The 13040-nt window shown below is 34.3% G+C and carries 15 protein-coding genes; 13 read left to right on the top strand and 2 right to left on the bottom strand.

Going from position 1 to position 13040, the window contains the following annotated elements; all coding sequences use genetic code 11:
- The first annotated feature begins 134 nt into the window (after positions 1–134).
- The 13 genes from M0D21_RS18720 to M0D21_RS18660 all read left to right on the top strand — a co-directional run bounded on the left by M0D21_RS18720 (position 135) and on the right by M0D21_RS18660 (position 10904).
- Positions 135–1334 carry a helix-turn-helix domain-containing protein gene (locus M0D21_RS18720; protein WP_248332307.1) on the top strand — a complete coding sequence of 400 codons (1200 nt, stop codon included), beginning with the start codon at positions 135–137 and terminating at the stop codon, positions 1332–1334.
- Between the two features lie 158 nt (positions 1335–1492).
- Positions 1493–3094: a fibronectin type III domain-containing protein gene (locus M0D21_RS18715; RefSeq protein ID WP_248332305.1), complete on the top strand. Its 1602-nt coding sequence runs from the start codon at positions 1493–1495 to the stop codon at positions 3092–3094.
- Positions 3095–3251: 157 nt separating this feature from the next.
- Positions 3252–3854 (top strand): SIMPL domain-containing protein, encoded by a 603-nt coding sequence (locus M0D21_RS18710; protein ID WP_248332303.1) that lies wholly within the window; start codon positions 3252–3254, stop codon positions 3852–3854.
- Between the two features lie 35 nt (positions 3855–3889).
- Positions 3890–4507 (top strand): hypothetical protein, encoded by a 618-nt coding sequence (locus M0D21_RS18705; protein WP_248332301.1) that lies wholly within the window; start codon positions 3890–3892, stop codon positions 4505–4507.
- Positions 4508–4612: 105 nt separating this feature from the next.
- Positions 4613–5620: a Kelch repeat-containing protein gene (locus M0D21_RS18700; RefSeq protein ID WP_248332299.1), complete on the top strand. Its 1008-nt coding sequence runs from the start codon at positions 4613–4615 to the stop codon at positions 5618–5620.
- Between the two features lie 34 nt (positions 5621–5654).
- Positions 5655–6191 (top strand): peptidoglycan DD-metalloendopeptidase family protein, encoded by a 537-nt coding sequence (locus M0D21_RS18695; protein ID WP_248332297.1) that lies wholly within the window; start codon positions 5655–5657, stop codon positions 6189–6191.
- 108 nt (positions 6192–6299) lie between these two features.
- Positions 6300–6452, top strand: a complete 153-nt coding sequence (locus M0D21_RS18690; RefSeq protein ID WP_248332295.1) for a ComC/BlpC family leader-containing pheromone/bacteriocin — start codon at positions 6300–6302, stop codon at positions 6450–6452.
- Positions 6453–6641: 189 nt separating this feature from the next.
- Positions 6642–7280, top strand: a complete 639-nt coding sequence (locus M0D21_RS18685; RefSeq protein WP_248332293.1) for a hypothetical protein — start codon at positions 6642–6644, stop codon at positions 7278–7280.
- Between the two features lie 97 nt (positions 7281–7377).
- Positions 7378–7764: a zinc-ribbon domain-containing protein gene (locus tag M0D21_RS18680; RefSeq protein WP_248332291.1), complete on the top strand. Its 387-nt coding sequence runs from the start codon at positions 7378–7380 to the stop codon at positions 7762–7764.
- 44 nt (positions 7765–7808) lie between these two features.
- Positions 7809–8513, top strand: a complete 705-nt coding sequence (locus M0D21_RS18675; RefSeq protein ID WP_248332288.1) for a hypothetical protein — start codon at positions 7809–7811, stop codon at positions 8511–8513.
- 60 nt (positions 8514–8573) lie between these two features.
- Positions 8574–8969 carry a DUF2721 domain-containing protein gene (locus M0D21_RS18670; protein WP_248332287.1) on the top strand — a complete coding sequence of 132 codons (396 nt, stop codon included), beginning with the start codon at positions 8574–8576 and terminating at the stop codon, positions 8967–8969.
- A 45-nt stretch (positions 8970–9014) separates the two neighbouring features.
- Positions 9015–10466, top strand: coding sequence for a sensor histidine kinase (locus M0D21_RS18665; protein WP_248332286.1), 1452 nt, complete (start codon positions 9015–9017; stop codon positions 10464–10466).
- A gap of 27 nt (positions 10467–10493) precedes the next feature.
- Positions 10494–10904 (top strand): response regulator, encoded by a 411-nt coding sequence (locus M0D21_RS18660; RefSeq protein ID WP_248332285.1) that lies wholly within the window; start codon positions 10494–10496, stop codon positions 10902–10904.
- A 50-nt stretch (positions 10905–10954) separates the two neighbouring features.
- On the opposite strand, the gene pyk is transcribed toward M0D21_RS18660, so the two are convergent.
- Entirely contained in the window at positions 10955–12382 is a 1428-nt protein-coding gene (pyk, locus tag M0D21_RS18655; protein WP_248332284.1) for a pyruvate kinase, read from the bottom strand.
- The gene (locus M0D21_RS18650) at positions 12382–12873 is read right to left on the bottom strand and encodes an IPExxxVDY family protein (protein ID WP_248332283.1); all 492 of its coding nucleotides are present in this window, start codon (positions 12871–12873) and stop codon (positions 12382–12384) included. Before M0D21_RS18650 ends, pyk begins: the two co-directional genes overlap by 1 nt.
- Positions 12874–13040 lie beyond the last annotated feature (167 nt).

The raw sequence follows: 13040 nt of genomic DNA, 5'->3' as shown, positions 1-13040 counted from the left end.
ATAAGAGATTAAATAATTGAAAATCAGATCTTTAAGTTGTTTTTTGTATTTGGAAATTCAGGGAATTTCGATGAAAACCCTTTGTTTTTAACATGATTTAGAAAATATATTTGACTTGGACAAAAAAACGAATCATGAAAAATTTAAGAAGAAATACAGATATTAAGGATGGGGTTAAGGTAGGGATAGCACTAGTAGTTTTACTTGTATTTTATACAAAATTACAGTTTGAGATGATCACGTTTCTTGTGGCTCTTATTAGCTATATCATGTTTTTAGTATTACCCCAGGTTGAAACCTATTTCGAGTTCAACAAATCTGCAATTAAAAGTTTTCAGAGTTTTCGATGGAGCTATTTAAACAGAAACGAAAATTCAGGTAATACCAAAATTGAAAAGGAAACCATAAAAGACAAAACTTCAAATCAACCGTGGTTAGATGAGGTTTTTTCAGAAATGGATGTAGATATGGTTAATGAGGCTCAAACCGAAACGATCTCTATATTGAGTTACTTTGCTACATCTTTATTTGGGAAAAACAATGTAGATGAAGTACTTTGGGATATCGTAGAAAATTGCATCGCTCATCTCCAATTGGAAGATTGTGTAATTTATATGGTAGACAAAAAAGAGAAATCTTTGCTTCAAAAAGCCGCATTTGGGAATAAAAATAATGGTGGGAAAAAAGTAATAAGTCCTATAAAAATAAAATTAGGTGCGGGTATCGTGGGAAATGTTGCAGAAACCGGAACCTATAATTGTGTAGATGATCTTTCAGGTAACTTACATTATATTGTAGATGATCTCCCAAGAAGATCTGAGCTGGCGGTACCGATATGTCTTGAAAATGAAGTGATAGGAGTATTAGATTCTGAACATTCTGAAAAAGGATTTTTTACACAAAATCATATTTTTCTTTTCCATTTAATCGCCAAATTAACATCCAAAAAATTACAACATATCTATACAAAGAATCTCTGCCAGAAACGCATTACCAATGATAATATATATTTTAAAGAGCTAGATTTTCTAATGAAAGAAGCCAAAATGTATAGAGACCCTAATCTGGGATTAGAAAGCATGGCTCAAAAACTTAAAATAAGTAGCAACTACTTATCACAATTGGTAAATAAACTAACGGGTAAAAATTTCACAGATTATATAAATGGCTTTAGAGTAGAAGATGCAAAGGAAAAGTTGAAAAACACAAGTTTTATACACTACACGATTATTAGTATTGGGTTGGAGTCTGGATTCAATTCTAAGTCTACATTTTATAGCGCTTTCAAAAAAGTAACAGGAGTTTCTCCCAGTACCTACCGGAAAACAAATTAATATGTCCGAATTCTTTGAAATTCAAACTTTCCGGATACCAACACCTACCCAGCAACGTACTTTTATCAAACGATTACCTCAATTACGATAGCCCCATATTTAAGGATATCTAATGTCCCGATATGGGGTCGAACTATCACATAATAAAAAGCAACACGATGAAAAACAATCACTTTCTTAATATTATAGGCCTCTTATGTTTAATCGTAATAGGTTGTAAAAATGACGACGATATTATAACGGTAGAGGAAAATCAAAACCCGGGAGATTTCTCTGTAGAAGTAAATGAAGTAACTACAAATTCAGCTTCTATTACATGGGATGCACCTGTCGACCCAGACAATGATCCTTTATCATATACCATTATCTTAGACAATGATGAAATAGTATCCAACTATATCAGTACAACATTTGCTTTAGAAGGACTAGCTCCAAATACCAGTTATAGTGGATCGGTTATCGCATCCGATGGGAATAATGGTACTTCTGAAAGTACATTTACGTTTGATACGGGAGAAGAAATAATAGATACGCAGATACATCTCGTTTGGGAGAAATCTTATGGAGGGTCTAGAATTGATATTGCTAATTCGTTAGAACTTACCACAGATGGAGGATATATAATAGCAGGAACATCGTATTCTGATGATGGTGATGTAGGGGGTAATAACGATGCAGATAATTATCTGGGAGGAGATGTTTGGGTCGTTAAATTAAATAGCTCTGGAGATTTAGAGTGGGAAACTAATTTAGGAGGTTCTTTAGATGAAAGAGGAGACAGTATACAACAAACTTCAGATGGTGGATATATTGTTACAGGAACTACTAATTCTTCTCAATTTGATACAAATGGAAATTTTGATGCTTGGGTTATAAAACTTGATGCTTCTGGTAACATCGTTTGGGAAAATACTTATGGAGGAGGTTCAAACGACAGTGCAAATGACATACAACAAACCACCGATGGCGGTTATATTGTCGCTGGTTTTAGTGGCGCGTCTGGCGATGATGTAAGTGAAAATAATGGATCACTTGATTATTGGATTATCAAAATTGATGCATCAGGAGTTCTGGAGTGGGAAACTAGCCTTGGAGGAAGTGAAACCGATATTGCAAATGCCGTTGAACAAACTACCGATGGCGGGTATATAGTTGCAGGATATTCTGAGTCATCAGATCATGATGTCAATGGCAATAATGGAGAAAAAGATTATTGGATAGTAAAATTAGATCCATTGGGGAATTTGGTTTGGGGAGAACATTTTGGAGGTAACCAGGATGAAATTGCAAACGGCATACAACAAACTACAGATGGCGGTTATATTGTGGCAGGTTTTTCAGAATCTTCAACCAACGATGTAAGTAATAATTATGGAGGAAAAGATTATTGGATAGTAAAACTAAATACATCGGGGCAATTAGTTTGGGAAAGCAATTATGGAAGTTCTGAAAGTGATATAGCAGAATCTATTCAGCAGACTTCAGATCAAGGCTATATTATTGCAGGTAATTCGGCAACAGACGATTTTGATGTTAGTTCAGATAATGGTGGGTTTGCAGATTATTGGATCGTAAAGTTAGATTCTCTTGGAGAAATTTCTTGGGAGTTTGGTGCCGGAGGTCCAGAAGGAGATTTTGCAACTGCAATTCGACAGTCTAGTGATGGGTATATAGCCGCAGGTTATGTAAAAGGACCCGGTGGTGATATTAGTGGAATGGGTAAAGGCCAGTGGGACTATTGGGTAATAAAACTTGAATAGGATGCATACAGTTTGTAATACGTAATGATTGAGTTTTTTTGTCCAATTGCTTTTCATTACCCAGGGATCCTCATTATCTAATCTAAACTAAAATAGTGGGGATCCTTTCTTATATCAAATGTATCTAAGACTTAAATAATAACTAAAATATAAAACTATGAAACATTTATTTTTCATGTTGTTGTGCATTTCTTCAATCGTTGCTCAACAAAAAGAATCAACAATAACAGTAGCTGGAGAAACGGTAAAAGAAATAAAAGTAAAAGAATATGTCATTAATATAGAATTAAAAGAGGTTCTAGCCGATGGATACCAGAATATAGAATCGCGAAGTCTAAAAGAAGTTGTTGAATCTTATCAAGAGATGATGCAAGGTATTGGTGTAGATTTTAAGAAATTTGAGGAAAATTTGTTATATAGAATCACATCTAGTTATTACAACAAATCAGAATACTACTTTTATACCACTAGTTCTATCGATGAGGTTCAAAAAATAATCTCCCAAAAAATGAAAGGACTGGCAAATACATGGGTAGATATTATCTCAAAAGATCTAACCAATACAGAAATTGGAGCGCTAAATCAAAAAGCTATTGCAGACGCAAAAGATAGAGCCACAGAAATTGCCAAAACTATAAACAAAAGAGTAGGAGCAATTTTGTATATCGAAGATATAAATCAAAAACGCAATGGATTCTATTTTAACAAAGCAAAAGAACCTCTAAAACATCAAATAAAAGTAACTTTTGCATTGGAATAACATAGGTAAAAGACTTTGATAATTAGATATTTAAAATGAAAACGATATTGCAAGTATTTATAGGGTTAAATTTATGTGTGATCATGTGTTTTCGCGGTAGCGCTCAAGAAAAGATAGATATTAAGAGTGATGTGGAAATTTCTTCAGATCATTCTGATACACTAACGGTAAATTATACCTATTGGTGGCCTCAATCGGGTCCCTTTATAGGGCAATGTGGTGAACGGTATGCTTTTGTTTTCCTAGGAACAATCATATCTGTTGAAGAAGAGGATGAGAGATTACATTATATTTCGAAAAAAGGTGTTATAAAAATTGATTCTGTACTTGTTGCAAATGCCATAAAGAAAGATAGATACGAAAAACAACACTTTTTTGTTTCAGATTGCTTTGAAGATATTGAGGTTGCAGAAGGAGATCTAGTTATCGTGTTTTGTTATGAGTACGAAGGAAATTATAGTATTCCTGGAGCTAAATCTGTATTGAAAATAACGAATGACGAAGACCCTATACTCGAGCCCATAAAAAGATATATAGCATCGAAACAGAATGCATTCGTATTAAAAAAAGACATAGCATTATGGGAGAAATACGATTTGGTATCGTATGTCAAACAGATTATAAGCTGTAAAGAAATATTAGAGAAGCAGTAAAGGAACCTTAAAATATGTCCGAATTCTTTGAAAATCAAACATCTAGGACATTTTCCATCATATCTAAAGGTATCTTCGGTTAGAGATAGTAAAAATATGTAAGCTATGAAAACAAAACTGAGGATACTACATATTGTAGTTCTTATCACACTTCTAGTTTTCACCTATAGTTGTGAGGTAGATAATATTCAGGATATAGATAAAACTTTTGAAAGCTCAATTGAAGAACATAAAAGTTCCTCAAGCGCATTGGTGAATAAAGAAACTCCTTATGGAGGGAGAGCGGGTCATACCTCATGTATATTTGACAATAAAATATGGGTGATTGCAGGGGTACAGAATCAGTTTACCTATAATGATGTGTGGTGTAGTTTGGATGGAGAAAAATGGACGCAGATAAACTCAAATGCTTCTTTTAATCAAAGATACGGTCATGCAATGACAGTTACCAAAGATAAAATGTGGATTGCCGGGGGAATGCAAGGCAATCAATTATATAATGATCTTTGGTATAGTAAAAATGGGAAAGAATGGATGCTAGCTACACAAAATGGCCCTTTTTCTCCACGTAGATTTCACTCATTTACCAATCTAAACGGGAGAATGTTCTTGATAGGAGGATTAAGTAGTGCACCAGGGTCAGTAAATGGAGATATCTGGGTAACCGATGGGGTAAGTTGGAACCTAGTCACAAACCTCGCCCCTTTTGGAAGACGATATGGCCATAAAACCACTATTTACAAAAATAGAATTTGGGTGATAGGAGGTATAGATGAAAATGGAAACTACCTTAATGATGTTTGGTATTCTGCAAATGGATTTCAATGGTTTCTCGCTACACCTAGTGCTCAGTTCTCTCCCAGAAGAAATCACACGCTTGCTGCAAACAAAAAAGGGATGTGGTTAACAGCTGGTGTAGACGCTAACCAAGATTATTTTGACGATATCTGGTTTAGTCAAGATGGGGTGGCCTGGCAGAAAATTAAGAAGCAAAGTTTTCCTTCAAGAGCATATCACAGCTCGGTACATTTTGATAATAAACTTTGGATTATAAATGGCTTTAGTCTTGAAAACGAAACACCTTATTTACAAGATGTGTGGACATATGAATAACGTTTGGTATACCAAAACAACAGAAAACCTGTACATGAACTTTACCCAAATAATACTTCTACTACTATTAATCACAGCTTGTAGTAATGATGATGATTCTTTAGACCCAACACCTCCCATTTTTTCCGAATCACCAATACCCCTTGATCAAGTATCTTCGTTTATTCCATTTGGAGAAGAATTAAGTGCGACTCAACAAAATCCGGCAATCGAATATTTTCTTAATCAAGAAGCTCCTGTTGTTTCGGTAACATCAGGATTTATTACAGAGATAAGATTAAATACCAATGTTGATGATTATGAAGTATGGATCAAAACTTCTGAGAATTCCGAATGGCTAATTATTTATGATCATATACTACAACTAGAAGTAGCTATAGGAGATCAGATTATGCCTGGTCAAATTCTGGGGTCTACAGGTGTTGGACATAGAGTTGAGTTGCAAATCAATACTATGGCTAATGATCAAGATATAGCACATTGCCCTTTAGACTTTGGCACTTCCGATTTCATTTCACAACACAATAACATATCAGCAGGTTGGTGTATTGAACAAACTGTTGTGCCATAAAACCCTTTGCTTGCATGTCCCATTTCTTTGAAATTCAAACTTTCCGGACAGTCGATTTAGATCACATAATTAGTTTAGGACTATACTAAAAATTAAAAACTAGAATACATGAAAAATTTAGAACAGTTTAAAAAATTGAACAGAACTGAGTTGTCAGTTATCAAAGGAGGAGAAGATAACAGACAGCCAGAACCAATACCCTTTCGCCTATGTCCTCAATGTTATATAACATGGTGGATGGTAAGAGGAGCGTTACAATAAGACCATTATTTCAGAAAGAGAAACTTAGGTTTCTCTTTTTTTATATCAGGTAGTTCATAGGAATAACCCAAAAAAAGGAATGTTTCCACAAAGTAAGATGTCCGAATTCTTTGAATTTCAATTTTTTCGGACATCTTCGACAGAAACCCTAACTAGGTTTGCATCAAATAACTTTTAAATCTTATAAAAATGAAAGCAATAAAAAGTTTGATGAAAATCATGATGGTCTTAGCTGTATCAAGTTTAATTTTTTCGTGTTCTGATGGAGAGGATGGAGCAATTGGGCCTCAGGGGGAACAAGGAGCACAAGGGGAACAGGGTGCTCAAGGTGAGCAAGGAGAACAGGGAGAACAGGGAGAGCAAGGAGAACAAGGGGACCCTGGAACAGCAAATGTTATTTATTCAGATTGGGTAAATACCGAATTAAGTAATAGTATCATTGCGACAAGTTCGTCTTTCTCTATAGATGCCCCAGAATTAGATTCTGATCTCTTAAACTTTGGAACCGTTTTAGTATACGGAAGACGTGTAGATGGAACCTTAGGGAATATTGTATATCAATTGCCTATTACTTTTGGAGCTTCCAGACAGCAATCATATTATTACAGGGCTACTCAAGGCGAAATCAGAATCACAGTATCGGCAAATGAAGCAGGAGCAAGCGTAGGTGATGGAAGTTTTTTAGAGCAATACCGATATGTAGTTATACCAGGAGGAACTCCTTCATCTGGAAGCTTAAATCCGGATGATATAGGACTTGGTAAATCTAAATTAGATTATGAAAAAATGACGTACGAAGAAATAGCAACACTTTTTAATATCAAGTAGTTTGATGTAAATGAAAAAAGATCCTGATTCATGTTGCTGAATCAAATAAATTTTAGAGAATTAGTTTTAAGATCTTTCACATGAAAAACAGTAAGCTTTGGAAACAAAGTTTACTGTTTGTGATTGGGTAAGAAAAATAGAAATCATGATAATTTACGGTAGTAAGGCAGTTTATGTATCATCTAGACGATCAAAGACTTGTATTTGTCCAAGTTGCGGAACCCAAGGTTCAATACGGCTGTTTGTATTTAGAAGACATGCTCATATTTTTTGGATTCCATTATTTCCAATTGGTAAAAAAGGAATGTCGCAGTGTGAGCATTGTAAAAAGGTATTTTATACCAAAGAAATGCCAACGCCAATTAAAAGGGAGTATGAGATGTTAAAAAGTAAAGCCAAAGGTCCTATTTGGCAATTTACGGGATTGGCAATACTTATAGTTATGGTCATTTGGGTATTTATTTCAGTTAGGTTGAATGGCTAAGATTTACAATTTAACCATCAATAATTTTTAAAAAAGGAAAAAGGATGAAGACAATAAAGTATTTGGGAATATTATTTTTTTTAGTAATGACCTTAGGTTGTAGTAATGATGACTCTTCAGGTGCATTAAGTGTAGCTTATGATCAAAGTGTGATAGAAAATATTTTCCGACAAGAAGGTCAAACCAATGTGCCAACGGTGAATTGGATGGGAGAAAAAGGTGCTTTTTCGGCAACTACTTTAACCTCTCCCGAAGACGATGATCTGGTAGGAAGGGTAATTTTTATTGATGAAGCTACAGGGGTCATTTCTTGGGACAGAAGAGTCCCGCTGGGAGCGCATGAAATTGTTGTCACCGCTACGAGTACAGAAGAAACAGCTACTGCTAGGATTACCTTCAGAAACATTTTTAAGAATGGTTTTTTTATTGGAGGATTCAATACAGATACTTCCGATGAACCAGATTATTCAGCAATAATTAATGATACACAGTTGATCTTATCTGAAGGTGGAAATGTAGAGCTAATCGCTACCGATGGTTCAGATTTTGACGGCTTAGGGACTTGGACTATCGATGGCCCTATCGTAACGATTAATTTTTCTACCAACGATACCCCTCCAAAGGAAATCGTTATGGTTGGGTACATGTATGCATCTAGTGGAGATTTTAGTGGTCAATGGGGAACAGGTTTGAGTCATGATAATACTGTGCAAAATGTGATGGGAGTATTTGGCTTCGAAAACGACTAATGTTTTTTTAAGTGATCTATAACCAAATTAAAGTACCTTAGTGTCTAAAATCATTTGGTTATGACATTAGATATGAGCATCCCGGCTCTTTTATTTCCAGCAATATCGTTAACTATGCTTGCTTATAATGCCAGATATTTAGCAATAGCTGCCTTGATAAGACAATTACATAAGGAGTATTTGAGTACCCAATCAAAAAACACGGTGCTTCAAATTAAAAACCTGAGAAAACGATTATGGCTTATTAGAAATATGCAAGCCATAGCCATAGTAAGTTTTCTAACGAGTGTTATTACTATGTTTTTGTTGTATGTCGAAAAAAATGCATGGGCTAATATTGTATTCGGAATAAGCTTATTCTGTCTAATGATTTCGCTTTTTTTATCTTTTATAGAGGTTCAGATTTCTACCAAAGCACTGTCTATCAGGCTGGATAGAATAGAAGAAAATAGCTAATAAATTCTTATCTTGTTAGTATAATATCTCTATAAAACCTTTTTGATGCTGAAAAATGAACTGTTTAACAATGTAGTACGAGATTTCAATACGGGATATTGGGAATTACATAACAATCCGGACCGGGAAGTATGGTCAGATCAGTTCTACCAAAATTTAGGATTTGAAGAAAATGAGATCGAGCCAAATCTAGATTATTTTCTAACAGATTTACTGCACAAAGAAGACATTGAAGTTTTTAGAGACAATTTTTTTAACTACCGTAATAACAATATAAACTTCAAGCAACATATAAAAGTTAAAACCAAAGACGGGGAGTATAAATTATTTAGATGTGCTACCAATGACGAATTACCGGTAAATATTAAAGCGGAGATTAATCTTGTCTTTTTTTTCGAGATCAAATTAGAACCCGAACAAGATATCTCAAAAGACAACTTTTACTACAAGGAAACGGCTCAAATGACAGCCACAGGAAGTTGGTATGTCGATTTTAAAAAGAAAAGGAGTTATTGGGATTTCGAAACACGTCGTATTCTGGAATATCCAGATGATTACATTCCTTCTTTAAAAGATTCGGCAAACTACTATGCCGAAGATTGTAGACAACAAGCAGCAGATTGCTTTTTTAATTGTGCCATGGCCGGTACACCATTTAATACTGAAATTAAAATGGTTACCGCAAATAATCGAATTTTTTGGGTAAGAGCAATAGGAAAAGCTGTTTACAATGAAAACAAAGAAATTATTGGTATTAGAGGGGTTTTTCAAGACATTGATGAAATTAAGACAAAAGAGTTGAGATTAAAGAAGTCACTAGATATTATTGCATCTCAAAACTCAAGACTTTTCAATTTTGCTCATATCGTTTCTCATAACCTTAGATCCCATACAAGTAACTTATCACTTTTGGTTCAGTTAATAGAGGATATAGACGATCCTCAAGAAAAAATAGGGTTAATCAAAGAGATCAGACAAATTTCATATAGTCTCAATACCACTATTGAACATCTCAATGAAATAGTGGCTATTCACACCAACAAGGATCAGGAGAAGAAAGCCGTTAAGTTTAAAGATGCCTTACAGATTGTTACCAATGGTATTGGACAAATGATTGCCCAAAGTAAAGCTCAGATTAAAACAGATTTTAGCGGCTTGGATGAGATAGATTATATACCTGCCTATCTTGAAAGTATTATGTTGAATCTAATTACAAATGCGATAAAGTATAAACACCCAGACAGAGACCCAACAGTTGAACTTAAGGCTTATGAAAAGGATGGAAAGAAGTTTTTAAAAATCTCAGATAATGGTGTAGGTATAGACTTAAAACTATTCAAAGACAAGATTTTTGGGATGTATAAAACGTTCCATTATAACGAAGATGCGGTGGGAATAGGTTTATTTCTAACAAAAAATCAGATAGAATCCCTTAACGGTACTATTTCGGTAGATAGTGAAGTAAATAAAGGGACAACTTTTTTAATAGAATTTTAAATACAGTATAATAACCCCCTTTGCACAATGAGTCAAATAGGATTAGCTTGTATCATCGACGATGATAGTATGTATGTAAATCTTGTAAAAAAGATAATTGAAGCCAAGAAACTTTGTAAAAATCTAATGATCTTTCCCAATGGTATGGAAGCTTTAGATTATTTTGAAGCACTATTGACCAGTTTAAACAAAAAATGTATTCCAGAAATTATTTTTTTGGATCTGAATATGCCTATTATGGACGGGTGGGAGTTTTTGGATAATTTTACCAAAATCAAAAACAAACTAGGGAAAACGATTACACTATACATTGTTAGCTCTTCTATAAACCCTACAGATATTGAAAAGGCAAGACAAATCAGTATGGTAAAAGATTACTTAATAAAACCTGTTACCATTGAAGATTTAGAAGCTATTTTTTCTAACCAGGTATTATAAAAAAAAGACCTCTAGAAAGAGGTCCTTTTTAATATATTGGTATGAGATTTCTAGATTTGCGATACCCTTAGGGTATTTACCATCCCTTTCGAAGCTATTGGCATAGCCGCAAGATTAATAAGCATATCTCCTTGAACAACAAAACCACGATCCTCGGCAATTTTATTGATGTCCTCTACAGTCTCATCGGTGCTTACAAATCGATCGTAAAAAAAGGCTTTTACTCCCCATAGTAGACTAAGCTGAGAAAGGATTCTTTTGTTACTTGTAAAAACTAAAATATGTGCATCTGGTCTCCAGGCAGAAATCTGAAAAGCAGTATATCCACTATTGGTTAATGTGCATATTGCCTTAGCATCAATATCATTTGCCATATGGGCAGCATGATAACAGATAGATTTAGTAATAAATCTATTGGTTCGTATGTGTGGTGGATTTTGAGGAACAGAGATTAAATCTGATTTTTCAACACTTTGTATAACTTTCGACATGGTTTGAATAACCTGTACGGGGTATTTTCCTACCGAGGTTTCCCCAGATAACATTACTGCATCTGCACCATCCATCACAGAGTTTGCTACATCGTTAACCTCTGCTCTTGTTGGAGTAAGACTATCGATCATAGTCTCCATCATTTGAGTAGCAATTATAACTGGTATTCTGGCAGTTTTAGCTTTTAATACCAGTTTTTTCTGAATTAATGGTACTTCTTGAGCTGGGATTTCAACACCCAAATCACCACGAGCTACCATTAACCCATCACAATAGGCAACGATTTTATCGATATTTTCTACACCTTCAGGCTTTTCTATTTTGGCAACAATAGGAATTTTATGCTCACTATTCTGTTTAATAAGCTCTTGAAGCTCTATAAGATCTTGAGCATGTCTTACAAAAGAAAGCGCAATCCAGTCTACCTCTTGCTCGCAGGCAAAAATGGCATCTTTTATATCCTTTTCAGTCAACGCAGGTAAAGAAATATTGGTATTCGGAAGATTTACCCCCTTTTTCGACTTTAGAGGTCCACCTTGAATAACTTTAGCTGTAACGGTATCCTTACTATTTGAAGAAACAACTTCAAAGATTAATTTTCCATCATCCAATAATATTCTTTCTCCAGCCTTTACATCTTTAGGGAAGCTTTCATAATTCATGTACACCTTTTGTCTGGAGCCTTCAAATGGTTTTCCGGTGACAAAATCGATCATATCTCCGTCACTAACGATTACATCACCTTTCATTACTCCTACTCTCAATTTTGGACCCTGTAAATCTGCCAAAATTGATGCGTTATATCCATGATCTTCGCTTAATTTTCGTATAATTTTGATGCGCTCTTTTACATCTTTATAATCGGCATGAGAAAAGTTTATTCTAAAAACATTTACACCAGCTTCGAGCATATCTTTTAATACCTGTTTGCTACTTGTTGCGGGGCCCAGAGTAGCAACTATTTTGGTTCTTTTACGTTTTGGCATTATTCAAATATTAAGTTGTTTTTTGATTTAAGTTCTTTATGCTCTACCTGGTACGCTGTTACAATTTGCGAAACAGTAAGCAATTGGGTTAATAAGGTTTTACTTGAAAACATAGATGATTCGGTTTCAACCTTTAAAAAATAATCTACATTCTTAAGTTCAGGAATCAAATATTTAGTCACATAGGCATCTTCTGTTTGCGAAAACAACCCTTCCGAAACGGGGTCTTGTGAGGCTATTTTCGTACGAAATTTATTGGCCAGAAGACTGTATGTGTTATATTGAAATTGATCATCAAACTGGTACAATGGAAAACCAATTGAAAGATCATCAAATTCGAAATTTATATCCTCTTTGGTTCTGAAAAGTTTTAAATCCAAATACTTATTAAGTATAAAAGCTAATCGGTACGAAGGTAATGAACAATGAATGGCAATTAGTTCATAATCATCGTCGGTAATGGTATCTAATACTAACCGTTGAATAGCCAATTTTTTTGATTTTTTGTTTTCAGAATTAACGCGAAATATACAAATAATTTCACCTAACAACTTTAAATCAATTTAAAGATATCATACGAAAACGATTGAGTTAGTATCTTTTATGAAAAAAAATAACGATTATTTTACAAAGAAGTCAATAAATGGCAGTTTTACAC

Source organism: Aquimarina acroporae (assembly GCF_023195925.1).
Classification (GTDB): Bacteria; Bacteroidota; Bacteroidia; order Flavobacteriales; family Flavobacteriaceae; genus Aquimarina; species Aquimarina acroporae.
This window is presented reverse-complemented; position numbering and strand designations above follow the sequence as displayed.